A 25,956-nucleotide genomic window follows, 5' to 3' on the forward strand; every position below is an offset into this window, starting at 1 on the left:
CTTCCGTAGGAAGGGTGTCCCTGACTCTCAGGAGCCGTCCATGCGCCTGTCGTCCCTCCCCGCCCTGGCCCTCACCTTCACCCTCGCCGCCCCCGCCTTCGCCGCGGATGACGCCGAGAAGAAGCCCAACGACTGGAAGGTGGTGTGCGCCAACAACACCAAGGACGGCAGCCGTGCCGTGCAGGGCACCGACCTGGTCATCGAGGCCGGGGAGAAGGTGAAGGACGCCGTCGCCGTGGAGGGCAACGTCATCATCCGCAAGGGCGCCGTGGTGGAAGACGCCGTCGCCATCCGCGGCCGCGTCATCGTCGAGCCGGGCGCGCACGTGAAGGGCGACGCGGTGTCGCTCGGCGGGGAGGTCCGCATCAAGGACGGGGCCCGCGTGGACGGGGACGCCGTGGCGCTGGGCGGCCGGCTCAACCTCGACAAGGACGGCTCCGTCGGGGGCGACAAGGTCAGCCTGTCCTTCGAGATTGGCGGCAAGGACGTGGTGCGCAGCCTCATCGAGAACGCCCTCGACGAGGACATGCGCTGCCACATCATCGACAACGACGACAAGGACGTCTGAGTCCCCTGTCCCGGGGGACGTCTGAGTCCCCCGCCCCGGAAACTACGCGGCGGAGGCGGTGCTGCCAGGCTCGGCGCCTCCGCTCGTGTGCGGCATCAGCCCGGCGCGCAGCGCCAGAATCTGCGTGCGCGCCAGGTCCTTCAGCCGCTCCACGTCCGCCAGCGTCATGCCCTTCGTGGAGATGGGCGTGCCCACCGTCACCAGCCCGCGCGACGTGGCGAAGCGCCACGAGTGCTTCGGCAGCGCGCGGCGCGTCCCGCTCACCGCGAGCGGCAGCACGTCCGCCTGCGCTTCGATGGCCAGCCGGAAGGCGCCGTCCTTGAAGGGCAGCAGCTCGTCCGTCTTCGAACGCGTGCCCTCGGGGAAGATCATCACCGGCATCCCCTTCGCCAGCCACTCCTTGCAGCGGGCCATGGCGCCCGTCGCGGAGTCGCGGTCCCCGCGGTGCACCGGGATGTCGCCCGCCATCCACATCATCCAGCCGACCACCGGAATCTTGAAGAGGCTGGCCTTGCCCAGCCACTTCATCTCCCACGGCAGGTGCGAGATGAGGAACGGGTCCGCGTTGGACTCGTGGTTGCTCACCACCACCGTGTTCGGCGCCACCCGCTCGGGCACCGGGCCGTGGACGCCGAAGCGCCAGAACGGCGTCAGCTTCGCCGCCGTGACGCCTATCAGGCGGAAGCAGCGTCCCGTCGCATAGCGCATGCGGTCGAACGGCCAGGTGACAATCGCCAGCGCCAGTTGGACGAAGAAGCCGGACAGCGCCACCAGGCCAATCTCGATCCACGTCCAGATGGAGAGCAGTGCGTTCATGAGAGCCTCGAGCAACCTTCAGCGGACCGCCGGGTCCAGGTCCACACTCACCGGGCAGTGGTCCGAGCCCGTCACGTCCGGGTGGATTCCCGCCTTGCGCACGTATGCCATGGCCGCCGGCGTGGCCAGCACGTAGTCAATCCTCCAGCCGATGTTCTTCTCGCGCACGCCGAAGCGCTGACTCCACCACGAGTAGTGCCCGGCCGCCTTGTTGAAGTGGCGGAAGGTGTCCACCCAGCCCGCGCGAATCCACCGGTCGAACTCCTCGCGCTCCTCGGGGCGGAAGCCGCTCGTCTCGCGGTTCTCCCGGGGCCGGGCCAGGTCGATGTCCTGATGCGCCGTGTTGAAGTCCCCCACCACCAGCACCCGCCCGCCGTCGCGCAGCGGCTTCTCCAGCCGCTCGAAGAGGTGCCGGTAGAAGTCCAGCTTGTAGGGGATGCGGCTGAGGTCCCGGTCCTTCCCGTTGCCGTTGGGGAAGTAGCCATTCACCACGGTGAGCTTGCCGAAGCGGGCAATCTGCAGCCGCCCCTCCACGTCCATCTCGCTCACGCCCAGCCGCGTCACCACGTCATCCGGCTCCAGCCGGCAGAACAGCCCCACCCCGCTGTAGCCGGGGCGGTCCGCCGACACGAAGTGCGTCTTCCAGCGCGGCGGCGTCCGCACCTCGTCGGGGAGCTGGTCCGCGCGGGCGCGCACCTCCTGCACGGCCACCACCTGGGCACGGGCCCCCGCCAGCCAGGGCAGGAAGCCCTTGCGGTGCACCGAACGCAGTCCGTTGACGTTCCAAGAAACGACTCGCACGAGAGGCTTATGGCCCGGCCCGCGCGGTATTTCCAGCCCCTCGCGCGCGCACTCCCACCGGGAGTGCGCGCCTGCCCGGCGACTAGGGCTCGACCGGGCTCGCCTTGTTCTGCGGCTGGCGCGTCGTCCGCAGGACGAAGTCGGCGGCGTTGTTGTCCGTGTCCTGCCCGTTGCCCTTCAGCGCGTCGGAGCCCGTCTCCATCGAGGCCGCGGTGGAGGAGGCGTTGGCCTTGCGCTCGAAGCTGCCCGTCGTGGCCGGAGTGGACTGGATGGTGGAGCCCTCCGCACCCACAGCCGTGCCGTAGCCCAGCTTGTCCACCGTCGCCGGGTCATCGGCGTCCGTGCCCAGCGACGCGGGGCCGATGCGGACGTGACCGCCGCCGGCGCCCAGGGTGAGGGTGGTGCCCCAGCTCGCATCCCTCGTGGCCCCCGTCGTCCCGGGCAGATAGGTTTCGCGGCCCACCAGGAAGTAGCCCCTCGGCGCGATGCTCGAACCGGAGGGGAGCGCGAAGCCGGTGTTGTACGCGGCCCCGGTCGCGGACCGGTACTGGATCCTCCAGCCGGAGATGTCCACCGTGGTCGAGGTGGGGTTGTAGAGCTCGACGAACTCGTCGTTGTCAGCCGTGGAGCCAGTGCCAGGACCGCGCGCCGCGAGCTCGCTGATGACGACGTGGTTCGCGCCGGTGGTGCCCGTCACCTGGACGTTCGACACGGCGGTCTGCGCCCCGAGCGTCGCAGCCACCTGGCCCTGGCCGCCCGTGTTGCCCGCGGTGAAGTCGAACTTGGCGGACAGGGTGTTGGCGCGCACCGTCACCTTCGCGTCCGTCGTGCCCAGCGACGCGGGCTGCACGGAAAGCTGCACGTCGGTGTCCACGGACGGGGGCACGTCGAGCGTCACGGTGAAGGTGTGCGTCTTGCCGCCCGCCACCACCGCCGCCTCGGGCGTCAGCACGGACAGGGACACCGGCTGGTCCACCGCGATGACCCGCACCGTGGCCTGGCGCGAGTCGTTGCCGAGGCTGGCCGTCAGCACCGCCTTGCTCACTCCCGGGTCCGCGGCCAGGTCCGCGCTCACGAGGACCAGGGCGGACGTGTCACCGGCCGGAACGCGGACGAGGTTTCCGCCCTCCACCATGACGGCCTGGCTGGAGGACACCATCTGCACCCAGACGTCCGTCGGCGCCGGCTCCTTCAGCGTCACCCGGAGCGCATCCGGGAACGTCGGACCCGTGTAGCCCGAGCGAGCGAAGTTGCCCGTCGGACCGAAGTCGGCCAGCGTCACCTGCGTCGTACCCGCGTCGGTGCTCGTGCCGGCGTCCGTGGTGCCGGTGCCCGCATCCGTGCCGGTACCCGCATCCGTGCCGGTGCCGGCGTCCGGCCCCGGGCCCGCGTCGATGTCGGTGCCCGCGTCGGGGCCGCTGCCGGCGTCGATGTCAGAGCCCGCATCCGTCACAGTGCCCGCATCCGTGTCGCTGCCAGCGTCGAGGTCAGAACCCGCATCCGCCGCAGTGCCCGCGTCCGTCACGGTGCCCGCATCCGTCGCGGAACCCGCGTCGGTGTCAGAACCCGCGTCCGTCACAGTGCCCGCATCGGTCGAGGAACCCGCGTCGGTGTCAGAGCCCGCATCCGTCACGGTGCCCGCGTCCGTCACAGTGCCCGCGTCGCTGTCGGAACCCGTACCCGCATCCGTCACGGTGCCCGCGTCGCTGTTGGTACCCGTGCCCGCGTCCGTCACGGTGCCCGCATCCGTCACGGTGCCCGCGTCGCTGTTGGTACTCGTGCCCGCGTCCGTCACGGTGCCCGCGTCCGTCACGGAGCCCGCATCCGTCACGGTGCCCGCGTCGGTCTCGGAGCCCGCATCCGTCTCCACGCCCGCGTCAACGTCATTGCCCGCATCCACGCCACTGTCTTCCGGCGGGAGGCCCGCGTCCGTCACACCGGAGTCCGTCTGCTGCTCCGGCGTGGGGATGCAGTCGTTCTCGCAGCCGTCGCCCGGCGTGCGGTTGCCGTCGTCACAGTGCTCGGTCCCCTCCACCCGGCCGTTTCCGCAGACAGGTCCGCCGCCATCCGTCACCGGCGCGGGCTGGCAGTTGGCCGGGCAGGAATCACCGTCGGCGGTGTTGCCGTCGTCACACTGCTCGCCGGGCTCCACGACGCCGTTGCCACATTCCGGGTCATCACCGCATGCGGACAGGATGAGAAGCAGCGCCGAGAGGGGCGCCAGAAGCTGCCGGAAGGACCAGGGCATGTAGGGACGACTCCGTTGCGGCCTGAGTGGCTCCCCTGCATCCCACAAATGTCCACTGCTACGCAAATAGCGAAAGACTACAAGGACACCAGAACCCGCCAGTTCCTGCTCTATCCTGTTTCGCAGCAATTTCAGGGACATGCCGGCCCGGCTCGCTCCCAAGGTGCGTCCCGCTTCCTGTGAAACCTCTCAGACAACGAGAGCCGGACGCGGGCGAGCGGCCTGAGTCCGCGCCTTTACGCTGACCTGTTTACTTTCGTGAAGTCGGCCGGCTACTGAGAAAAGCCAAACACGGAAAGTATGTCTGTGTTTTATGAGAATTTCCTCAGAAACATGCAACTGATTCCTGAGACTCCTCTCAGGAATACCAAATGCGCCACACCCCAGGGGGAAGCGTGTTTTCAACCGTGAGACGACACAAGGACAGGGGTTCCCTGTCCAATGGCAGGCGTGTGCCCGCACTCGGCCGTTCCGTGCTGGCGGCAGTGCTGACTTCGGCCCTCGCCTGCCAGCCCGAAGGCGCTGGCGAAGCAGCCGCGCCCGGCTATCAACCCATCAGCCCGCCCAACACCGAGCAGGTGGAGGCGGCGCCCCAGGGGCTGACCGCGCCGACGTGCGCGCGCACCCTCACCGCGGACGTGGTGGCCCTGGACCAGGTCTACACCTACAACCGGCTCGGCTCTTACAACCCCACGGGCATGGTCTACGCCCTGCGCGAGGACGTGGAGGCCATCTCCACCAGCAAGCCCATGGGCCCGGGCAACGCGCGCCTTCGGGTGAGCAAGCGCCCCCGCCCGCTGGCGCTGCGCGCCAATGTGGGCGACTGCCTCCGCGTGACGTTCACCAACTGGCTGGCGCCCACGCGCGCGGAGATTCCCAGCCCCAGCCAGTCCCAGCCCGGCCCCAGCAAGGCCGGTGGCTCCACCACCATCAGCTTCCTGCAGAAGGCCCTGCCCACCTGGGTGTGGAACATCACCTACGACCCGGTCAGCTCGCTCCTCAACAACAAGGCCGTGGGCGGCCGGTGGTTCTTCCCCGGTGAAGAGGTGGAATTCGAGGACGACCACCGCAACGACTCACCCGCCACCCGCCATGCGTCGCTCCACATCCAGGGCCTGCAGTACGTCAGCATCGGCTCGGACGGCGCCAACGTGGGCTTCAATGGCAGCAGCCTCGTGGCGCCCGGCAACAGCATCAGCCAGACCTGGTACGCGGACCACGAAGGCACCTTCTTCTTCTACAGCATGGGCGCCTCGTTCGGCGGCCAGGGCGACGGAGGCTCCACCGCGCAGGGCCTCTTCGGCGCCGTCAACGTGGAGCCCCAGGGCAGCAAGTGGTACCGCTCCAAGGTGAGCAACGCGGTGCTCAAGGCCGTCGCCACCGGCGCCAACCCGGACGGCACCCCGCTCATCAACTACGAGCTGGTGGACTCCACCGGCCGGCCGCACCTGGCCATCCTCGACTCCAGCAACCGCATCCGCCACGGAGACCTGGAGGCCATCATCACCGGCTACCGCTCCACGGTGATGCAGACGAATACGTCCATGGACCAGGGGCACTTCCGCGAGCTGACGGCCATCTACCATGACGAAATCAAGGCGGTTCAGGCCTTCGACGAGCTGGAGTGGAACCCCACCTTCCACAGCGTGCGCGACGGCTTCGGCATCAACTACGGCGTGGCCGGCCTGGGCGCGGAACTGCTCGCCAACCGCGCGAAGATCGGCCCCACCAAGGACTGTGTCACCTGCGAGTACGAGGAGTTCTTCCTCGAGTCCTGGGCCAACGGCGACCCGGCGATGAACGTGGAGAAGGACGCCAGCGGCAAGGCCGTGGCGGCGCTCTACCCGGATGACCCGTCCAACGTGCACCACAGCTACCTGGGCGACCCGGTGCGCATCCGCAACATCCACGCGGGCCCCGCGGAGACGCACGTCTTCCACCTCCACGCCCACCAGTGGAAGTTCTCCCCGAGCGTCAGCGACTCCAACTACCTGGACTCGCAGACCATCGGGCCGGCCTCCGCCTTCACCTACGACATCAACTTCGGCGGCTCCGGCAACCGCAACCTCACCGCGGGCGACTCCATCCACCACTGCCACCTGTACCCGCACTTCGCCCAGGGCATGTGGGCCCTCTGGCGCGTCCACGACGTGTTCGAGGCGGGCACCAAGGACCGCATGCTGCCGGACGCGGAGATTACCGGCGGCACGCCCAACCCGGCCGTCATCCCCATCCCCCAGCGCGCCATGCCGCCCATGCCCACGTACGCGGCCACCGTGGTCAGCACGCCGTCGGGCAACATGACGCGGCCCGCGTTCCCCGGCTTCCCCTTCTACATCGCCGGCATGTCCGGCCGCCGGGCGCCCCAGGCTCCGCTGGACATCGAGTTCGACGGCGGCCTGCCGCGCCACATCGTCACGCGCGCGGTGGGCCCGGTGACGTATGGCAACTCCGGCCGCTTCGACGTGGACCCCTCCGCGCTCAACATCAAGCTGCTGCCGCAGAACGGCACCGCGCTGGAGCAGGCGGCCATGTCCTTCCACGCGGGCACCTTCCCCAACTGGGCGGCGGCCACCACCTTCCACGGCGACGCGGCGAGGTCCTACCCGGCCTACACGCCGTCGGGCGCCACCGGCCGATTCCTCATCAACGGCCGCCCGGCCGTGGCCGGTGCGCCCTTCGCGGACCCCTGCCCCGCCAACGTCCCGATGCGCAACTACCGCGCGACGTACCTGCAGGTCGCCGTCCAGAACGTGAACCGCGCCGGCTGGCATGACCCGCAGGGCCGGCTGATGGTGCTCAACGAGGACGTGGCGGACACCCAGGACGGCAAGCGCCCTCCGGAGCCGTTCTTCTTCCGCGCCGAGTCCAACGACTGCATCAACTTCTACGCCACCAACCTCATCCCCGCGCACCTGGAGCCGGACGACTTCCAGATCTACACGCCCACGGACGTCATCGGGCAGCACATCCACCTGGTGAAGTTCGACGTGACGGCGTCCGACGGCGCCGGCAACGGATGGAACTACGAGGACGGCACGCTGTCCTCGGACACCGTGGCGGACCGCATCCACCTGGCCAACCTGGCCGGCGGCGCCTTCGCGGCGGATGGCAACGTGAGCGAGACGGGCGTCAGGACGGTGCTCACCATCCCCACCGCGCACCCGCGCATCCCCCGCGCGCCGCCGACGGCGCAGACCACCGTGCAGCGCTGGTGGGCGGACCCGCTGAAGCCCACCGCGACCGGCAAGCACCACGCGCTGGAGACGGTCTTCACGCACGACCACTTCGGCCCGTCGTCGCACCAACAGCACGGGTTCTACGGCGCGCTCATCGTCGAGGAGCCGGGCTCCAAGTGGCAGGACATGAAGAGCCCCGTGTACTTCGGCTCGCGCGTGGCCGACGGTGGTCCCACCAGCTGGCGCGCACGCATCATCACCGCCAACCCCGCCAACAGCTTCCGTGAGTTCGCGCTCGCCTTCGCCGACTACGTCCCCTACTACGACGAGTGCGGCAAGCCGGTGAACCCTCCCAACTACAAGGAGGAGAAGCTGCCCGTCGCCATCGGCTTCAGGCCCACGCCGATGCCGGAGGCCATCAGCGCCGCGGACCCGGGCGCGATGACGGTCAACTACTACAACGAGCCCATCCCCCTGCGCATCTCCGAGCGCATCAGCTGCAGCGACCGGGCGCAGTACACGGACTGGCGCGGAGACATGGCCAACGTCTTCCGCTCGGACGTCCATGGCGACCCGTACACGCCGCTGCTGGAGGGCTACGTGGGCGACAAGGTCCGCATCCGCCTCATCCAGGGCTCGGAGGAGGAGCAGCACTCGTTCAGCCTCCACGGCAACAAGTGGCTCAAGGAGATGTACGACCCGAACAGCGGCTTCTACAACGCCCAGGCCATTGGCATCTCCGAGCACTTCGAGTTCGACCTCAGCGACGGCCTGCCGCAGATCGTCGGCCCGTACGAGACGGCGGACTACATGTACATGAGCGCGTCCAACGGCGACCTGTGGAACGGCATGTGGGGCATCATGCGCACGTACAAGCGCAAGCAGATTGGCGTGCGCTCGCTGGCGGACGTGGCGCTGCTCGCCGCGGACAAGCGGCCGAAGCTCCAGACGTTTGGCGCCAAGCCGGGCGAGGCGATGCCCTACCCGCCTGTGTTGCTGGAGGAGCTGCCGCGCGAGGCCGGCCTCGAGCAGATGAGCGAGCAGGACGAGACGGTGCAGAAGTCCTACGAGGTGGACGACTTCGGCAAGGAGCTGGCGCCGCGCACCGTGGAGCACCTCATGGCCGACCGCGAGGCGATGATGAAGGTCGACGCCGACATCGTCACCAAGGCCGAGGCGGCGGGCTGGTTCGGCATCAAGCCCGTGCTGACGGACTCGTGCCCGAGGGGCGCGCCGGTGCGCACGTACAAGGTCTCCGCCATCGACGCGAAGAACTGGTTGCCCAACCAGCGGCTCGTCTACAACGACGACTACCTGATCTACGACCCGGACGCGATCATCTTCGCCCAGGACGCGCACCTGACGGCGCTCCGGGACGGCAAGCGCAGACCGGAGCCGCTCATCCTCCGGGCCCGCGCGGGCGAGTGCGTGCAGGTGACGCTGACCAACCGGCTGCCCTCCACGACGCTGCCGAAGACGGACATCTGGGCGCACCACTCCGCCATCACCGAGAACTTCAACGTCAACCAGGTGCGGATGTCGAACCAGGTGTCGCTGCACCCGCAGCTCGTCAACTACGACGTGAACACGGATGACGGCGCCAACGTGGGCCTCAACGCCGTGCAGACGGTGAAGCCGGGCAAGACGCGCGTGTACCGGTGGTTCGCCGGCGAGTTCAAGAGCGCGGCGAAGGGTTCGCCGTTCCCCCTGGGCAAGGTGACGGGCATGGAGTTCGGCATCGTCAACCTGCGCAACATGGCGGACGTCATCAACCACGGCATGCACGGTGCCATCGGCGCGCTCATCATCGAGCCGACAAACTCGGCGTGGACGACCGACACCGGCACCGAGGCCCAGGCGCGGGTGACGTACACCAAGGTGGACGGCTCGCAGGAGACGTTCCGCGAGTTCGTCAACCTCTTCCAGGACGACCTCGGCCTGCAGTCCGACAACGACAAGTTCTGGGACACCGACGACCTGAACAGCGGCCGGTCGCTGCGCAACACGGCCGGCATCGACGACTCACAGGACACGGGCCAGAAGGCGTTCAACTACCGCACCGAGCCGCTCTGGGCCCGGCTGGGAGTGCCTCCGCAGACGCCGCCGGAGGAAATCAACAACTACGACCTGCGCAACATCCTCAGCTCCGTCGTCCACGGCGACCCGGCCACGCCGGTGTTCACCGCGAACGCGGGCGAGCCGCTGCGCTGGCGCTTCGGCCACCCGAGCGGCCACTCGCGGCAGCACGCCATCTCCCTGCATGGCGCGGAGTGGCGGCGCAATCCGTGGGCGGCGGGCGCCCAGTCTCGCGTCATGGGGCCCAACGCGCTGTCGCCCATCATCGCCACCCAGGGCGGCGCGTCGGTGTCGCAGTCCTACAACATCGTCCCGGAGTACGGGGCCGGGGGCGCGTACGGCGTCCCGGGTGACTACCTGTACCGAGACCACGCCAGCTTCCTCTGGAGCGGCGGCGGTCTGTGGGGTGTCTACCGGGTGAAGTAGCCGCCCGGCCGCAGAGCAGCATCGGGTGCGGCGCGGGGCTTCCCCCCGCCCGCGCCGCGCCCGCTTCTTCGTTTCCCTTCGCCCTGGTTCCTCCGCACACCCCATGCGCAAGCGCATCCTCTTCACCGCCTCCGGCCTGCTGACCGCGGGCTTCCTGGCCGCCGGTGGGCTCTTCCTGGCCCGCCCACCCCAGCCTCCACCTCCCGCCGCACCTCTTCCCGCCATCACCGCGCCCCCCGTGTCCGTGGAGCGCGAGGGCGTGTCCGTGTCCTTCGACCTGGCGCTGGCTCCGCGACCCCTGGCTGCCGAACGCGGCTCGCCACTGGAGGGCACCGCGCGCTTCGTGCTCGAGGATGCGAAGACGGGCGAGCCGCTCCAGGGCCGCCGGCCGCTCGGCTGGCTGTCGCTGCGCGCCAGGGACGGCGCGCCCCTGGACGACGCCGCGTGCAAGGAGCGCGTGAAGACGTACCTGGGCGGACTGCTGACCGCGCGGGCGGAGGTGGACCTCAACGCCTACTGGTTCCTCACCCTCAACCACGACCACACGCTGTCCGTCATCAACCCGCAGATTGCCTTCGGCCGCACCAAGCTGCAGAGCCTGGTGTCGGTGGGCGGCGCGGTGGCGGACTGGGCGCTGCTGAAGGACCGCTCGGCGGTGTACGTGACGGTGCCCTCCACCAACACCCTGTCCGTGGTGGACACGGAGCGCTTCCTCGCCCTGCGTCCCGTGCGCGTGGGACGGCAGCCGGGCCGCATCGCGGTGGCCCCGGACGGCCGCACCGCGTGGGTGAGCAACGACGGGGACGGCACGGTGAGCGTCATCGACACCGCGTCGCACACCGTGGTGGAGACGGTGGATGCGGGCCCCGGCCGGCATGAAATGGCCTTCTCCGACGAGGGCCGCACCGCGTGGCTCACCAGCGAGGAGGGAGACTCGCTCATCGCCGTGGACGTGGGCTCACGCGAGGTACTGGGCCGGGTGATGATTGGCGCGGGCGCGGGCGCGGTGGCCTGGAGCCCGGTGGCTCGCGCCGTCTTCGTGGCGCAGACGCGGACCCACGAACTGCTGGTGGTGGACCCGGCCGCCCGCGAGGTGTCGCGCCGCATCCCCGTGAAGCCGGGCCTGGAGGCCCTGCGCTTCGACCGCACCGGCCGCTGGGCCTTCCTGGTGCACCGGGACGCCGGCGTGGTGGACATCGTGGACGCGGCGACGAGCCAGGTGGCGCACTCGCTCACCGGCTTCTCCGCGCCGGACTCCGTCATCTTCACGGACGCCTTCGCCTACGTGCGCAACACGCAGGAGGGCCGCGTATCCCTGGTGGAGCTGAGGACGCTGGAGGGCACCGGCAAGCCGGCCGTCGTCCACGTCACCATGGGGCAGAAACCGCCGGCGGAGGCGCGCGAGCTGGGCCGCTCGGACCCCATCGCCCCGCTGCCGGAGGGCAATGGCGTCATCGTCGCCGGCACCGCGGACCGCGCCCTCTACCTCTACCAGGAGGGCATGATGGCCCCGCGCGGCACCCACCTGAACTACGGCCGCGAGCCCCGCGCCGTGCTGGTGCTGGACCGCTCGCTGCGCGAGGTGGAGCCCGGCGTCTACACGGCCTCGGGCACGGTGCGGGAGAACGGCACCTACGACGTCCAGTTCCTCCTGGACAACCCGCGCGCGGTGGTCTGCACGGAATGGAAGGTGGGCGGCGTCCCCGAGGACGCGGCGCTCGTCAAGAAGCTGCCGCTGGCGCTCACGCCGGAGTTCGACCCGAAGGCGACCTTCACCGCCGGCTCCACGGTACCGCTGCGCTTCAAGCTGGAGCCCACGGCGGGCACGGGTGGACTGCCCGTGCAGCCGGAGGAGATTCGCGTGCTGATGTTCAAGACGCCGGGCACGTGGCAGTGGCGCACGGAGCCTCGCCGCACCGCCGAGGGCCAGTTCGAGGTGGACTTCGCTCCGCCGGAGCCCGGCCAGTACAAGTTCGTCGTGGGCGTGGAGAGCCGGGGCATCGACCTGGGCCGCCTGCCCACCTTCACCCTGGGCGTGTTGCCCTCCCCCGCCGCCACCGCTTCCACCAAGGTCCCCTGATGAAGACGTACACCCTTTCCTCCCTCTGGAAGTCGGCCGCCGCGCTGGCGCTGGCGCTCGCCACGCCCGTGCTCGCCTCGGACGTCGCCGTCCCCATGCCCCCACCGTCCGCCACGAAGCCCGCGTCCCTGGACGTGGAGGTGCCGGACGTGGAGCTGGTGGACCAGACGGGCCGCAAGGTGCGGCTGTGGACGGACCTGGTCCGCGGGCACACCGTGGCCATCAACTTCATCTTCACGCGGTGCAAGACCATCTGCACGCCGATGACGGCGACGATGGCGCGCGTGCAGCAGGACCTGGGTCCGAAGAGCGACGTGCGCTTCATCTCCATCACCCTGGACGTGGCCAACGACACGCCGGAGCGGATGGCGAAGTTCGCCGAGCCCTTCAAGGCCGGGCCCGGCTGGTCCTTCCTCACCGGCGAGCCGGCGAAGGTGAAGGAGGCGCTGGTGGCCCTGGGCGGCTACGTGCCGGACAAGGAGGCCCACCGCCCCACCGTGCTCGTGGGCAACGCGGTGGCGGACTCCTGGACGCGCGTGGACGGGCTGGGCAGCCCCTCCCGCATCCTGGAGGCCATTCGCGAGGCCCGGGCCGCGTCCGCCGCCCCGTCCGAGCTGGGCTCGACGGGCAGCGACTCCGCCGCCCAGGATGCGGCCGCCGCGAAGTACTTCACCAACACGGAGCTGGTGGACCAGCACGGCAAGACGCACCGCTTCTACGAGGACCTGGTGCGCGGCCGGAAGGTGCTCATCAACTTCGCCTTCACCTCGTGCAAGGGGGCGTGCTCGCCCATCACCAAGCACCTGACCGAGGTGCAGGAGAAGCTGGGCGACCGCGTGGGCAGGGACATCACGATGATTACGCTCTCCGTGGACCCGGCGAACGACACGCCCAAGAGCCTGGGCACCTTCGCGAAGAAGTTCGGCGTCAAGCGGGGGTGGTACTTCCTCACCGGCTCGCGGGAGAACATCACCCTCGTGCTGAAGAAGCTGGGCGGGTACGTGGACACGCCCGACGCGCACAACACCACACTGCTCATCGGTGATGCCGCCACGGGCATGTGGGTGAAGTCTCCCGCCATGGCGCAGGTGGAGAACATCGTCCACGCCGTGGAACACCTGAACGACCCGAAGTGACTCCGGTGAGCGGCATGCGGTGGGCATGGGTGCTGGCGGCGTGGGTGCTGGTGGCCGGGTGCAAGCGCACCGAAGCACCCCGCCCCGTGGACCCGGCGTTGGCGAAGCGCGGGCGGAGTCTCTTCCAGCGCGGCCAGAGCGTCCGGGGCGAGCCCTTGATGGGGTTCCTGGCGCCCGAGCGGGTGGAGCTGAGCGGCGGGGTGGCGGCCTGCGCGCGCTGCCATGGGCCCGGCGGCCGGGGCAGTCGCGAGGGCGGCGTGGAGGTGCCGGACATCACCCCTGGCGCGCTCGGGCATGTCCGCTCGCGCGCGGTGGGCGAGGTCGAGGACCGGGCCCGCCCGGCGTATACGCGCGAGCTGCTGCTTCGCGCTGTCACGGAGGGCGTGTCCGCGAGCGGCCGTGAGCTGGGCGTGGCCATGCCCCGGTATGCGCTGGGTGAGGTGGAGCGCGAGGAGCTGCTCGGGTACCTCCAACAACTGGGTGACCAGCCGGATCCGGGAGTCACCGCGTCCACCCTCACCGTGGGCGCCGCGCTGCCGCTCAGCGGGCGGCTCGGTCCGCTGGGACAGGAAGCCGCGGCCGTGGTGCGCGCGGTGTTCGCGGACGTGAACGCGGGCGGCGGCATCTTCCGGCGGAAGCTGGAGCTGGTGGTGGAGGACGACGCGGCCCTCCATGCGCGACCGGGAGGGACTCTCGGGAGTCCGGACAGGCTGGCAGTGGAAGGCGGGGCATTTTCGCGGGCGCGACCGGGCGGGCCGGCAGCGGAACCGGATGCCACCTCGCGGCTGCTCGACAGGGGTGTGCTGGCGATGGTGGCCAGCGTGCGACAGGGCGCGCTGCCCTCGGACTCACTGCTGGCCCAGGAGGGCGTGCCGCTGGTGTTGCCGTTGACGCTGGGCGGAGGCGCATCGGACGAGGACGCGCCCGTGTTCTTCCTCTACCCGGATGAGCCCGCGCTGGCGCGGCTGACGGTGCAGCATCTGGCCCGGCTGCACGAGCCCGAGCTGCGCCGCAAGCCTCTGGCCGTCGCGCATGCGGGCGGCGAGGCCGGGAGCGCGTGGGCCCGGGCGGTGCGAGAGGAGGCGGAACGCCGGGAGCTGGCACCTCCGGTGGAGCTGGCCCCGAGCGAGGACGGGACGCTGACGGAGCTGGAGGTCATGGTGAAACGGTGGGCCGCGGCACCTCCCCCCGCGGTGCTGTACGCGGGCACCTCGGCGGGACTCGGCACGCTGCTACGGGCGCTGGAGGCACATGCGCCCGGGGTGCCCGTCTTCGCTCCCGCGAGCCTCGCGGACCCGGTGGCGGTGGGAAGCTCGGCTGGGAGCGTGCGCTTCGTGTACCCGGCGGGGCTGGGAGCCCGCGCGCCCGACTTGAAGACGTTCGCCGCGTTCATGGAGCGGCATGGCCTGGAGCCGGGACACACGGCCTTCCAGCTCGGGGCCTACGCGGCGGCGCGAGTGCTGGTGGAGGCCCTCACGCGCACCGGCGCGGACGTGACGCGGGCCAGCCTGGTGCAACACCTGGAAGCGCTGCGCGACTTCGACACGGGCGTGTCTCCGCCCGTCACCTTCGGCATCAACCGGCGCGTGGGCGTGCAGGGCGCGCAGCTCGCGGCGCTGGACGTGGCCACGGGCGGGCTCGTCGCGGCGTCGGAGTGGATTCCCCTGACGCCGTGAGCCAGCATGCGGGTGCAACCCTCGAAGGAGCACCCGTTGATGACTCTCTTTCGTGCCCATGTAACGCCCCGTCGTCTCGCGAGGCTGCTGCTCTGTCTGGTGACGGCCACGACAGGCGCATGTCGCTCCGAGAGCGGAGAGGCGAAGCGCCGCGAGCCCGCCCGGGCAGCGACGGAGGCTCCCGCGGTGGAGCAACCCGTCGACCTGCACGGGCTCGGAGGAATCGAGGGAGTGCAGGCCTCGTATGACCAGTCCCGTCAGCCCGCCAGGTTCATCGCCGCGCTGGGGATTGTGCCGGGACAGCGGATTGCCGATGTCGGAGCGGGCCTGGGCTACTTCACGCAGCGACTCTCGGAGGCCGTCGGTCCGGCGGGACAGGTGGTCGCGACCGACATCAACGACGAGGCCCTCAAGCGGCTTCGCGCACGCACGTCCGAGAGGAAGAACGTCGTGGTGCGCAAGGTGGAGCCGGACGAGCCGGGCCTCGAACCCGGTGCGTACGACCTCATCCTTCTCTCCGAGGTGGACCACTTCCTCTCGGACCGTGTGGCCTACCTGACCAGGCTGCGTCTCGCCCTCACCCCGAATGGCCGTATCGCGGTGACGCACCTTCGGGCGATGCGCCCTCCGCTCGTCGCCGCCGCACAGCAGGCGGGCTACTCCATCGTGTCCGAGTACAACGACCTTCCGGACCACTACCTGCTGTTCCTGCAGCCCGCGTCCAGCCAATGACCCTGGGGGTCGACCTGCTGCCCGCGGCGGGTGGTGCCTCCGACCAGGAAGCGGGATGAGGCATGTCCTCCCCGCCTGAAGCTCGATGTGGAGGCTCGAGCCTTCGCCTCAAGGCCCCTGGTGCTCGGACAGGATGCGCACGTTGAGCGCGCCGTTGGCGAAGAACTGGATGTTCTGCCCCACGCGGTGCTGCTCCAGCCGGCGCTGCAGGCCGATGTCGTAGCGGCCGAGCTTCATCAGGCCATCGTTGAACCAGCCGTCACCGCTCCCGGAGCCGTCGACGTATTCCGCGTACGTCCCGTCCTCGGGCCAGATGACGGTGTTGAGCGTCGCGGTGAAGCGCCGGAGGTCGTCATCCGTCCACGTGAGACCGGCGTCGTGCGCCTCGACGAGGAACGCGAGCACGCCGTTCGCGTGCGCCACGTCCTGCCCGGGCGGCTCGTGCGAGCCCCACCTGTCACTCCAGAACCACGCTTCCGGGTAGCGGGGGTGGGGTTCGAGCTGCGCGCGCAGGGACGCACTGACGTTGGGCAGGTCCTGGTTGATGTTGTCGAAGACGGCCTGGTAGGTGGGCCGCGCGGCGGTGTCCGCCGTCATGAGCGCCAGGTCCATGGCGATGAAGGCCCAGTGCGCGGCCAGGTGCGTGCGGCTGCGGTAGATGAAGGCGTCCGCCCCGCGCACGAACCACTTCTCGAAGATGTTCTTCTCGGTGAAGGCCAGCAGTCGCTCGTACTGCGAGCGATAGGCGGTGTTGACGTAGAGCTCGGGCGTTTCGCGGATGACGCGCAGCAGGCGCGTGACGTAGCGCCAGCAGTAGCTCTCGTACAGCGGCACCTCCTCCCCCGCGGGGTCCGACAGGGTCGAAGCCCAGCCGAGGAAACCGTCCTTGAACTGGCTCCGGGGGAGAGACCGGGAGACGCGGGCCGTGTCGACCAGGTTGTTGACGTAGAGCAGCGCGCGGTCGAGGTACACGGTCCGTCCGGTGGCCCGGTACATCGCGGTGTTGGCGTCGATGCCGTACGCGAGGCTGTAGAAGTCCCAGCTGTCCGTCGACTTGCTCCGGGGCAGGTATTCCATCCTGTGCTCGCGCTCCCAGGTGTTCAGGAACAGCCGCTCCCACGCATCCACGGTGCGCAGTCCGGGAGGCGCCGAGGGTACGGGCGGAGGCAAGGGAACGGGCGGCGGCGCGGGGACCGAAGCGTTGGCCACCGTGAAGCTCGCGGTGGCCTCATCCACATGGAAGTCGGCGTCGTGGACGACCACCGTGAGGGAGTGGTCCCCGTCGGCGAACTGCCGCGTATCGTAGAGCGTGGCCCTCCCGTCGAGCGCCGTCCCCGCGAAGTCGAAGGGGACGCTGAGGTCCAGGGATATCGGCGAGCGCTCCCGGGTGGGTGCGTCCAGGAAGAACTCCACCCGGGTGATGCCACTTCCAGCGCCGTGGGCCACGAAGATGGCAACGCTGCCCTGGAGCGTGCTCCCCGCGAGCGCCTGTTCTTCCGCACGGTCCGGGGAGCGACTGACCCTGAGGGCCGAGGCATTGAACAGGCCTGGCCGCTCGTCGGTGGGCGTGGACGCAGGGGGCGGCTGGCCGTCTGGCGCGCCCTTTTCGGCGCTCTCACAGGCGCACGCAGACAGGAGCAGGAGCGCCAGGGCGAAGCACGTGGAGAGCCCACGGGTGCGTCGACCACGGAATGTCGACATCGAGACTGTCCTTGAGTCGGGTCACCGCCCCTACCCGTCGAGGGTGGATGCGGCCGTGGACTTCCCCAAGGGGGCCACGAGGGCAGGCGCGCGCTCGGCACCGGACGCCCTGCCCGACATCAGGCCAGGGTGCCGCGGTTCGGTTCCGGCCGGGTCTGGACCGCGCCCGCGGCGACGGGCACCTCGAGGACCACCTCCGCCCCGCCCGCGGCACTGTCCGCTACGTACGCACGGCCGCCATGCTTCGCCGCCACCTCGCGGACGATGGCCAGCCCCAACCCCACCCCGGGCCTGCCGGCCGCGGTGTCCGCCAGCCGGTGGAAGGGGGCGAACACCGCTTCACGCGCGGCGGGTGGAATACCCGGTCCGTCATCCGACACGCTGACCCGGTAGCGCTCCGCCTCCCGCGACAGCCGCACGCGGATCTCCCCACCCTCCGGTGAGAACTTCAGGGCGTTGGCCAGCAGGTTGTCCACCGCCTGCCGCAGCCCTCCCGCATCGAAGTGCGCCTCCGCGGGCTCCGGCGCGTCCAGGTGGATGAGCAGGCCCCGCCGCTCCGCCTCCGCGCGTGCTCCCTCCACCGCCTGGGCCACCACCACCGCCAGGTCCCCCTTCTTGCGGTCCCACGCCCCCCGCCCCACCGATGCCAGGTCCAGCAGGCTCCCCGCCAGCACCGCCAGTCGCTCCACCTCGCGCCGCGCCTCGCGCAGGCTGGCCCGGAGCTCCTCCGGCTCCCGCTCCCGTCGCAGCGCCAGGTCCATGGTCGTCCGCATCAGTGACAGCGGCGTGCGCAGCTCATGCGCCGCGTCCGCGATGAGCCGCTCCTGCGCCTCCCTCGCGCCCCGCAGCCGCTGCGTCGCCTCGGCCAGCACCGCCCGCAGCTCGCCAATCTCGTCACGGCCCAGGTCCTCCGCCGGCGCGTTCGAGAAGTCCCCCTCGCGCAACTGGCCCAGGTGCCCGGTAATCGCATCCAGCCTCCGGGCCAGCCGCCGGGCCTGGAGCGTCTGCACCCCCAGCAGCAGGAGCCCTGTCACCGCCGCCAGCGAGAAGGCCATGCGGTAGTACGTGCCCACCGAGCCATCCACCTGCCCCAGCGACGCCGACAGCCGCAGGGCGAACCGCTCCCCGTGCGGCGAGCGCACGTTCACCAGCACCTCGCGCCACCGGCCACCGTCCGCGTCCGTCCGCGTGGAGAGCGCCGGCTCCGCGCCGGGCACACCGGGCACGAGGCGCTCCTCCAGGTGGGCCTGCTCCGGGAGCGGCGGGTAGCGCATCACCAGCATTCCATCCGGCCCGTAGAGGTAGCCCTGCGGCGCGAAGGGACGCACCTGGTCCACCAGCGGGGACACCGCCATGTGCAGGTGCACCTCCTGGTCGGGGCCGTCGAAGAGGCTGACGCTCTCCACCGCGGCCTGCGCCAGCAGCGCCCGGTCCAGCGAGCGCTCCAGGTCATAGCGGAACAGCCGCCCCGCGATGACCAGCGCAGCGAGCGTGGCCAGCGTCGGAACCAGCGCCCCCAACAGCCACAGCCGCCGCGTCAGCGTCAAGGCGACCCGTCCCCGGATGCCACCACCAGCTTGTAACCCACGCCCCGCACGGAGCGGATGGTGACGTCCGTCGCCTCCAGCCGCTCCAGCTTCGTGCGCAGGTAGCCCACGTAGACCTCCAGCACGTTGCCACTGCCGTCGAAGTCCGGCCCCCACGCCTGGGTCAGCAGCCGGGCTCGCACCTGGGGCTCTCCCGGATGCTTCGCCAGCGCGGAGAAGAGCGCGAACTCGCGCGCCGTCAGCGGCTCCTCGCGCGCGCCCTGGCGCAACACCCGGCGGCCGGGGTCCAGCACCAGGCCCCCGAGCCGCAGCAGCCCATCCTCCGGCTCGCCCCTGCGGCACAGCGCCTCCAGGCGCGCCAGCAGCTCGTCGAAGTCGAAGGGCTTCACCAGGTAGTCGTCCGCGCCCGAGCGCAGCCCCGCCACCTTCTCCGGCGTCGTGCCTCGCGCGGTGAGCATCAACACCGGCGTGCGCACCCCGGCGCTCCTCCAGTGCTTCAGCAGCGTGAGGCCATCCACGCCCGGCAGGGCCCAGTCGAGGATGATGACCTCGTAGCCATCCTGAGCACCGCGCTCCCGCGCCTCGCGGCCCTCCGAGCACACGTCCACTGTGTGGCCCTCCTCCGCCAACCCGCGCTGGAGGAGCGCCACCATCTTCTCCTCGTCCTCGACGAGCAGGATCTTCACGGTACAGCCCCCCTTCGGAGGCCACTGCCAGCCTCACACCCGTGTGCACTTTTTCACGGTTGTGCCGGGCGGAGCCAGACCCTCGGGGACGGGCCGCGCGGACGCCCATGACGCGCCCGGACTCACCCGCCGCAGACGCCGCAGTCCGGGAGGCAGCTGTTGTACCAGTTGACGTTCCCGCACGACTCGGTCACCTGGCAGATGCCATCACCGCACCGGTAGATGTCCCGGTCCCTCAGCCGCGTGACGAGGGGCCGGTACGTGACGTTCGCGTAGGTGCATTGGGCGTAGAACAACCCCGAGGCATCCAGCGTGCAATGACTGGCGCACTCGCCGACGAAGTAGATGGGCAGGCACTGCCTGCGCTGGCTCCCCGAGCCGTCCACCACGGCGCACGCCCGCGAACTGCTCAAGCTCTGGTTCAGCAGCGTCCCCCGACTGCCCGCGTAGATGCCCTGCCCGGTGAAGAGGTTGCCGAAGAAGCACGACTCCTGCTTCGGGAAGGTGTTCAGCTCATCGCTCGTATACGGGATGACCTGCCCCTGCGCGTGCCGGCCCAGCACGGAGATGGGGACATTCACCCCGTAGGGATTCACATGGGCGGCGAGGCACGCGGAGACGAGCTGCTGCTCGAGCGTCGACGCTGGCGAGCCACCGGCCCACACCGGCGCCAGTCCCAGGGCTCCTGGCCAGGTATACGTCTGTCCCGACGTGGGCTGCGTGTACGTGCGCGTCTGTCCCGCCGCCACGGCACAGCGGACGAGGTAGCGCATCACCTCGTTGGCCTTCGCCGGATTGGAGTCGAACCACGAATGAAAGGACGGCGTCGTCAGGCCGTTGAACGACAGCCCGTTGAAAGACAGGCCATTGAATGACAGGCCGTTGAATGACAAGCCATTGAGGGACAGGTTGTTGTCGGTCTCGACGTCCTGGCCCTGGGTACGAAGCGCGGGGGGCTCGGCGGGAGGGTCCTCCACCGGCCCGCACCCTCCCGTCCCCAGCAGCAGGACACACGACGCCAGGGACCACGAAGCGACACGACTTCTCATGCCGCGGCAGCGGCCGGACTCGACGGTCTGCATGTGCTTCCCCTCAGGGGACAGCGGACTCACGCCGGGCGGCGCAAGACATCATCCGCCCGGGAGGGAAGCTTGGACGACCGGGCCGGGTGTCCCTCGCATCCACCATGGATGTAAAAATCACAGTACCTGAACGGCCCCGGCTCCGCCCCCGGCCGTCCCGCGTTCATCCAATGACAGACATCCGCTCCATCCGCGACTGGACACAGACGTGGGCCAGCATCCAGAACTGGATATTGGGGCCCACGAAATTGTGGCCGCCGTGTTTCAGCCCGGAAGCGGCTCGGCGGGCGAGCCCGGACGGGCCGCCTCCATGCCGTGCTGCACGAGGAAGGCGCGCACGGCGTCGGCGATCTCCGTGCCCGCCTCCAGGAGCCCCGCGTGGCCGGCGTCATCCACCCGCATCCAGTGCGCGTGGGGCATGGCATCGCGCATGCGCTCCACCTCGCTCAGGGGCACCAGGGTGTCATCTCTCGCGGCGATGATGAGCGTGGGCACCCTCACGCGGCCCACCACGTCCCACGCGTGTCCCTCCGCCAGCCCGCGCAGCGTGTACCAGTACGCCTCCGGGCTCATCCGCCGCAGTGCATGCATGAACTCGTCGATGTCCGCGCGTGGCGCCCGGGCGCGCAGCGCGCCCACCGCGCGTCCCAGTGGATAGGCGAAGCGGCTGGCCATCACCGCGTGCGCCACCGGCGCCGCCAGCGGCAGCGCGGGCGTGGTGGCCCGGAACAGGCCCCGGGTGGCGGACAGCGCCACGCGCGCGCGCAGGCTGTCCTTCCCCGAGCCCGGCGCCCCGGGCGTGCCGGCGATGAGCGTCATCGCGGGCACCAGGTCCGGCCGCTTCCGGTACAGCTCGAGCAGGACGCGCACCCCCATGGAGAAGGCCACGTGCAGCGGCGGCCGCCCGTTGCCCCGGGCCATCACGGCCTCGGTGACGCGCTCCAGATCATCCACGTGCACGGGCACGCGGTAGTCGCCGCTGATGGAATTCTCGCTGCTGCCGTGCCCGCGGTAGTTCCAGTGCACCACCCGGTGGTCCTGCTCCAGGTTGGCGACGATGTAGCGCCAGAAGTTCTCCGACGTGCCGATGCCGTTGGTCAGCAGCACCGTCGGCCGCTCCGCGAGCTCCGTGTCGGCGGAGTCCTCCAGCAGGTTGCCTTGGTGTGTATGCCAGGCCACCCGGGTCCCATCCGGGGCGGTGACGAAGCGCGTGGAGCGGCGGTAGGGCATGCCACTTCCAACCATGGGGCGCCCAGGCGGGGGGCGCAAGGTCTCCCTGCCACCAGGCAAGCGCCCCCGCGCCACGGCGGCCTCCTCCGGCACCCCACCGTGACGCTCCCCCTACCGTGCGCGGCCGGGTTATGAGTGAGCGCATGCTCTGCGTGGACGCGGAACAGTTCGATATCAGCCTGGCGCTCGCACACTACGCCGAGCACGGCTACGCGCGGCTGGGCCGCGTGCTCGGCGACGAGGGCCTGGAGGCCCTGCGCGAGCGGGCGGACGACCTCATGCTCGGCCGCGTCGTCCATGAGGGCATGTTCTTCCAGCCGGACGCGACCACGGGCCGGTACGAAGACGCGCCCCTGGGGCTGGGCTGGCAGGGGCCGTCGCTGGACTACCGCAAGCTGGAGAAGCTGGAGAAGGACCCGCGCTTCCTGGCGTGGCTGGAGAACCCGCTGTTCGAGCGCATCGCCCGCGCCCGCATCTCCGGCGACGTCGTCCTCTACCGCGCCATCCTCTTCCACAAGGGCCAGGCCGGGGGCAGCAACCTGCCCTGGCACCAGGACGGGGGCCGGCTGTGGGGCCTCACCCGCGAGCCGGATTTGCAGATCTGGACGGCGCTGGACGACGCACCCGAGGGCGGCGGCTGTCTGGAAGTGGTCCCCGGCAGCCACCGGGACGGCCTGGTGACGGCGCTGGGCGGCGTCATCCCCACGGACGCGGTGGCCGCCGCGGACGCCGAGCACCGCGCCCTGCTCCTTCCCGCCCGCGCCGGCGAGTCCATCCTCATCCACAACCACGTATGGCACCGCTCCGGACGCGGGCGTCCCGGGTTGCGCCGCCGCGCCTTCTCCGCCTGCTACATGGGCGCGGACGTCCGCTGCCTGAGGAAGAAGAAGGCCCCGCGCGTCTTCCCGCCCGTGTTCCGGCGCTAGAGGCTCAGGTCAGCAGGTGAGGGCGAATGGGGGGCAGGGCCACGTCGCGGCCGCGCTGCGCCACCGGGAGGACGACGCGGAAGGTGCTGCCCCGCCCCTCCTCGCTCTCCACGGTGATTTCGCCGCCGAAGCCGGTGACGATGCCGTGGCAGATGGACAGCCCCAGCCCGGTGCCCTCGCCCACCGGCTTGGTGGTGAAGAACGGGTCGAAGATGCGCGCGCGCACCTCCGGCGGCATGCCGACGCCGGTGTCCTTCACCTCCACGATGACCCGGTCTCCCGAGTGGCGCAGCACCAGGCGAACCTCGTGCTGGTCCGGCTTGCCCTGCGGAATGGCCTGCGCGGCGTTGATGAGCAGGTTGAGGAACACCTGCCCGAAGCGCCCCTCGTTGCCCTCCACCAGCGGCACCTCGCGGTACTCGCGGACAATCTGCGCCCGCATCTTCAGCTCGCCGCGCGCCATCGTAATCGCCGACTCGAGCACCGCCTGCACGTTGACGGCGGTGGCCACCTCGTCGTCCCCGCGCGAGAAGGTGCGCAGGTCCCGGACGATCTGCCGCACGCGGTGCGCGCCGTCGGAAGCCTCGCGCAGCACTTCTTCCATCTCCGCGGTGCGCCCCGGCGGCAGCTCGCGGGACACGCCCTGCAGCTCACCGGAGAGGAAGGACAGGTTGGACAGCACGAAGGCCAGCGGGTTGTTGATTTCGTGCGCCACGCCGGCCGCCAGCGTGCCCACCGCCGCCAGCCGGTCCGCCACCACGAGCTGCGCCTGCATGGACTTGCGCTCGGTGACGTCCAGCGACACGCCGCCCAACAGGCGCCGCCCGGAGCGCTCCTTCACGATGAAGCGGTAGGTGAGCCAGTAGCGCTCGCTGCCGTCCGGTGACGGAATCATGCCCTCGCTGGCCCAGGCCTTGCCCGACGCGAGCACCGCCTGGTCCTCCCGGCGCACGTGCTCCGCGGACGCCACCGGCATCAGCGCCGTGTCGTCGATGAGCGCCAGGTCCACCCCTTCCGGCAGCCGGAAGAAGCGGCGGTAGGACTCGTTCACCCAGATGCGCCGGCCCTGCTCGTCCTTGATGAAGGCCACCACCGGGCTGTTGTTCATGAAGGACGCGAACAGCTCCTGCGACTCCTGCAGCGCCGCAAGCGCGGCCGTGCGCTGGGCCATCAGCTCCTGGCGCGCCTTCGCCTCCGCGGCGTTGCCCATGGCCGCGCCGAGCAGGCCCGCCATCAGCTCCAGCGTGCGCACGTCCCGGTCATCGAACGCGTTCGGCCGGATGGAGATGACGTTGAGCGCCCCCACCGGCCGCGCCTCGCGCCAGAGTGGGACGCAAATCATCGAGCGCGCCCCCACCTGCCGCGTGGCGTGCACGTTGACGCGCACATCCTCCTCGGTGTCGTCCGTGCGCATGACCTCGCCGCGCAGCAGGCTGGCGCCGGTGAGGCTGCCCTCCACCCTCAGCTTGAAGCCGGTGTGCTGGGCCACGCTGCCGGTGGCCACGCGGTACTCGACAATCCCCTCCTCCATCAACGCCACCGCCGCGCCCTCCGCGCCGCACAGCACCCGCGCGCGCTCGCACAGCAGCCGCATGATTTCATCCAGGTCCAGCCCCGCCAGCGCCACGTCTGCCTGCGTCTGGATGATGGCGGCCAGCCGCTCCATCTCCCCGCGCGCCGCCTCCTCGGACGTCCGCCGCTGACGCCGCGCCGCGCCGCGTCGCTCCAGCATCAGCCGCCGCGCGCGCACCTCGCTCGGGGTGAAGGGCGCCACCAGGTACTCGTCCACGCCCGCCGCCAGCAGCGGCTCCAGGTCCGCGTCCGAGTCCGTCCGCGCCACCCCCAGCACCAGCGGCTCGTCCGGCCGCGCCCGCATCCGCAGCGAGTCCAGCCACCGCGCGTCCGCCGCCAGGTCCCCGGACTCCACCACCAGCACGTCCACCGGCCCGTGCACCAGCGCCGAGCCCGCCTCCAGCACCGTCGAGGCCACGGAGACGTCCTGGCCCTGCCGACGCAGCTCCTCCGCCACGGGGTGCTGAGGCTCGGTGCTGACGCAGAGGAACTTCATCCCGCCCTTCCCGCTTCCTGCGGAAGCCGTACACTTAAAATGTTACAGCCCCGCAGTACGAGAATCCAGACCCACCCATCCACCCCGCAGGGCGGGTCTATCCGGCCCCATGGTCTGCCAGCGGCCTGTAATCAGGTGACTTCACGGGTTGATGTCTGGCCACGGCAGGCGTCGCGGCCGCATATCATCGAAAGCGTGCCGGGTATCCCTGGAATCCTGGTGGCCGAGCAGCCTCACTACCTGCCGTGGGTGGACTTCTACGAGCAGGTGGCGCGCGCGGGCACCCTGCTGGTGCTGGACAACGTGCAGTGGCTGCGGCGCGGCTGGCAGCGGCGCACCCGCGTGGCGCTGCCGGCCAACGTCCCCGTGCCCCCGCCCACCGAGCCCGGCTTCCAGTGGCTGTCCATCCCCCTGGAGGATCCGCACCGGGACACGCTCATCAGCGACCTGGCGGTGGACACGCGCCAGCCGTGGGCACGCAAGCACCTCCAGACGCTGGTGACGCTGTACGGACGGCGGCCGCACTTCGCCACGCAGGTGCTGCCGCTCATGGAGCCCTTCTACGACGCGGCGGCGCGCGAGGGCGGGCCGGGCTCGTTGCTGCGGGTGCTGCTGTCGAGCATGGCGCTGTTCCACGAGCCGCTGGGGCTGCGGCCCCACGTCCTGCTGGCCTCCACGCTGGAGCGCCAGGGCGAGGACAAGTCGGGACGGCTGGTGGCGTACTGCCAGCAGCTCGGCGCGCACACCTACTACTCGGGCCTGGGCTCGTCGCTGTACCTGCAGACGGGCCTGTTCCGGGACGCGGACGTGCGCGTGTTGTGGCAGCGCTTCCGGCACCCGCCCTACCCGCAGGGCCGCGAGGGCCGCTTCGTCCACGGCATGTCGCTGGTGGACGTGCTGGCCAACGTCCCCGTGGACGAGGTGCGCCAGTGGCTGGAGCCCTCGCCCTGGGGGCCCTTCGCCCCGGCGCCCTGAGGC

At 70.5% G+C, this 25,956-nt stretch carries 17 protein-coding genes; 8 read left to right on the top strand and 9 right to left on the bottom strand.

The window, feature by feature from the left end; translation table 11 throughout:
- Window positions 1–40 precede the first annotated feature (40 nt).
- Window positions 41–568: a hypothetical protein gene (locus OV427_RS48095; protein WP_267862997.1), complete on the top strand. Its 528-nt coding sequence runs from the start codon at window positions 41–43 to the stop codon at window positions 566–568.
- Between the two features lie 42 nt (window positions 569–610).
- On the opposite strand, the gene OV427_RS48100 is transcribed toward OV427_RS48095, so the two are convergent.
- The 3 genes from OV427_RS48100 to OV427_RS48110 form a co-directional block, all read right to left on the bottom strand.
- Window positions 611–1,384, bottom strand: coding sequence for a lysophospholipid acyltransferase family protein (locus tag OV427_RS48100; protein WP_267862998.1), 774 nt, complete (start codon window positions 1,382–1,384; stop codon window positions 611–613).
- Between the two features lie 18 nt (window positions 1,385–1,402).
- Window positions 1,403–2,185 (bottom strand): exodeoxyribonuclease III, encoded by a 783-nt coding sequence (locus OV427_RS48105; protein WP_267862999.1) that lies wholly within the window; start codon window positions 2,183–2,185, stop codon window positions 1,403–1,405.
- An 82-nt stretch (window positions 2,186–2,267) separates the two neighbouring features.
- Window positions 2,268–4,433: a lamin tail domain-containing protein gene (locus OV427_RS48110; RefSeq protein ID WP_267863000.1), complete on the bottom strand. Its 2,166-nt coding sequence runs from the start codon at window positions 4,431–4,433 to the stop codon at window positions 2,268–2,270.
- A gap of 485 nt (window positions 4,434–4,918) precedes the next feature.
- Between OV427_RS48110 and OV427_RS48115 the strand changes: the two genes are divergently transcribed.
- The 5 genes from OV427_RS48115 (at window position 4,919) to OV427_RS48135 (ending at window position 15,738) form a co-directional block, all read left to right on the top strand.
- The gene (locus OV427_RS48115; protein WP_267863001.1) at window positions 4,919–10,114 is read left to right on the top strand and encodes a copper oxidase; all 5,196 of its coding nucleotides are present in this window, start codon (window positions 4,919–4,921) and stop codon (window positions 10,112–10,114) included.
- A 103-nt stretch (window positions 10,115–10,217) separates the two neighbouring features.
- Window positions 10,218–12,194: a YncE family protein gene (locus OV427_RS48120; RefSeq protein WP_267863002.1), complete on the top strand. Its 1,977-nt coding sequence runs from the start codon at window positions 10,218–10,220 to the stop codon at window positions 12,192–12,194.
- A complete protein-coding gene (locus tag OV427_RS48125) occupies window positions 12,194–13,330 on the top strand; it encodes an SCO family protein (protein WP_267863003.1) in 1,137 nt (378 codons plus the stop codon). The genes OV427_RS48120 and OV427_RS48125 overlap by 1 nt, the downstream gene beginning before the upstream one ends.
- A gap of 14 nt (window positions 13,331–13,344) precedes the next feature.
- Window positions 13,345–15,006 (top strand): ABC transporter substrate-binding protein, encoded by a 1,662-nt coding sequence (locus OV427_RS48130; protein WP_267863004.1) that lies wholly within the window; start codon window positions 13,345–13,347, stop codon window positions 15,004–15,006.
- A 39-nt stretch (window positions 15,007–15,045) separates the two neighbouring features.
- Entirely contained in the window at window positions 15,046–15,738 is a 693-nt protein-coding gene (locus tag OV427_RS48135) for a class I SAM-dependent methyltransferase (RefSeq protein ID WP_267863005.1), read from the top strand.
- 108 nt (window positions 15,739–15,846) lie between these two features.
- On the opposite strand, the gene OV427_RS48140 is transcribed toward OV427_RS48135, so the two are convergent.
- The 5 genes from OV427_RS48140 to OV427_RS48160 form a co-directional block, all read right to left on the bottom strand.
- Window positions 15,847–17,439 (bottom strand): hypothetical protein, encoded by a 1,593-nt coding sequence (locus tag OV427_RS48140; RefSeq protein WP_267863006.1) that lies wholly within the window; start codon window positions 17,437–17,439, stop codon window positions 15,847–15,849.
- Between the two features lie 119 nt (window positions 17,440–17,558).
- A complete protein-coding gene (locus OV427_RS48145) occupies window positions 17,559–18,986 on the bottom strand; it encodes a HAMP domain-containing sensor histidine kinase (protein ID WP_267863007.1) in 1,428 nt (475 codons plus the stop codon).
- Entirely contained in the window at window positions 18,983–19,672 is a 690-nt protein-coding gene (locus OV427_RS48150; RefSeq protein WP_267863008.1) for a response regulator transcription factor, read from the bottom strand. Before OV427_RS48150 ends, OV427_RS48145 begins: the two co-directional genes overlap by 4 nt.
- Window positions 19,673–19,794: 122 nt before the next feature.
- A complete protein-coding gene (locus OV427_RS48155; protein ID WP_267863009.1) occupies window positions 19,795–20,754 on the bottom strand; it encodes a hypothetical protein in 960 nt (319 codons plus the stop codon).
- A gap of 264 nt (window positions 20,755–21,018) precedes the next feature.
- Window positions 21,019–21,984: an alpha/beta fold hydrolase gene (locus OV427_RS48160; protein ID WP_267863010.1), complete on the bottom strand. Its 966-nt coding sequence runs from the start codon at window positions 21,982–21,984 to the stop codon at window positions 21,019–21,021.
- 143 nt (window positions 21,985–22,127) lie between these two features.
- Between OV427_RS48160 and OV427_RS48165 the strand changes: the two genes are divergently transcribed.
- Window positions 22,128–22,910: a phytanoyl-CoA dioxygenase family protein gene (locus OV427_RS48165; protein ID WP_267863011.1), complete on the top strand. Its 783-nt coding sequence runs from the start codon at window positions 22,128–22,130 to the stop codon at window positions 22,908–22,910.
- A 4-nt stretch (window positions 22,911–22,914) separates the two neighbouring features.
- Here OV427_RS48165 and OV427_RS48170 read toward each other — a convergent pair whose 3' ends face one another.
- Entirely contained in the window at window positions 22,915–24,978 is a 2,064-nt protein-coding gene (locus OV427_RS48170; protein ID WP_267863012.1) for an ATP-binding protein, read from the bottom strand.
- 195 nt (window positions 24,979–25,173) lie between these two features.
- Here OV427_RS48170 and OV427_RS48175 point away from each other — a divergent pair, with 195 nt between their 5' ends.
- Window positions 25,174–25,953, top strand: coding sequence for a WbqC family protein (locus OV427_RS48175; RefSeq protein ID WP_267863013.1), 780 nt, complete (start codon window positions 25,174–25,176; stop codon window positions 25,951–25,953).
- Window positions 25,954–25,956 lie beyond the last annotated feature (3 nt).

Origin of the sequence: Pyxidicoccus sp. MSG2 (genome assembly GCF_026626705.1) — a bacterium.
In the GTDB taxonomy this organism is placed as follows: domain Bacteria; phylum Myxococcota; class Myxococcia; order Myxococcales; family Myxococcaceae; genus Myxococcus.

Coding starts and splice junctions, on each gene's coding strand:
- OV427_RS48160 (WP_267863010.1), bottom strand. CDS start 21,984: ATGCCCTACCGCCGCTCCACGCGCTTCGTCACCGCCCCGGATGGGACC.
- OV427_RS48135 (WP_267863005.1), top strand. CDS start 15,046: ATGACTCTCTTTCGTGCCCATGTAACGCCCCGTCGTCTCGCGAGGCTG.
- OV427_RS48170 (WP_267863012.1), bottom strand. CDS start 24,978: ATGAAGTTCCTCTGCGTCAGCACCGAGCCTCAGCACCCCGTGGCGGAG.
- OV427_RS48155 (WP_267863009.1), bottom strand. CDS start 20,754: ATGCAGACCGTCGAGTCCGGCCGCTGCCGCGGCATGAGAAGTCGTGTC.
- OV427_RS48140 (WP_267863006.1), bottom strand. CDS start 17,439: ATGTCGACATTCCGTGGTCGACGCACCCGTGGGCTCTCCACGTGCTTC.
- OV427_RS48130 (WP_267863004.1), top strand. CDS start 13,345: ATGCGGTGGGCATGGGTGCTGGCGGCGTGGGTGCTGGTGGCCGGGTGC.
- OV427_RS48125 (WP_267863003.1), top strand. CDS start 12,194: ATGAAGACGTACACCCTTTCCTCCCTCTGGAAGTCGGCCGCCGCGCTG.
- OV427_RS48095 (WP_267862997.1), top strand. CDS start 41: ATGCGCCTGTCGTCCCTCCCCGCCCTGGCCCTCACCTTCACCCTCGCC.
- OV427_RS48165 (WP_267863011.1), top strand. CDS start 22,128: ATGCTCTGCGTGGACGCGGAACAGTTCGATATCAGCCTGGCGCTCGCA.
- OV427_RS48120 (WP_267863002.1), top strand. CDS start 10,218: ATGCGCAAGCGCATCCTCTTCACCGCCTCCGGCCTGCTGACCGCGGGC.
- OV427_RS48100 (WP_267862998.1), bottom strand. CDS start 1,384: ATGAACGCACTGCTCTCCATCTGGACGTGGATCGAGATTGGCCTGGTG.
- OV427_RS48110 (WP_267863000.1), bottom strand. CDS start 4,433: ATGCCCTGGTCCTTCCGGCAGCTTCTGGCGCCCCTCTCGGCGCTGCTT.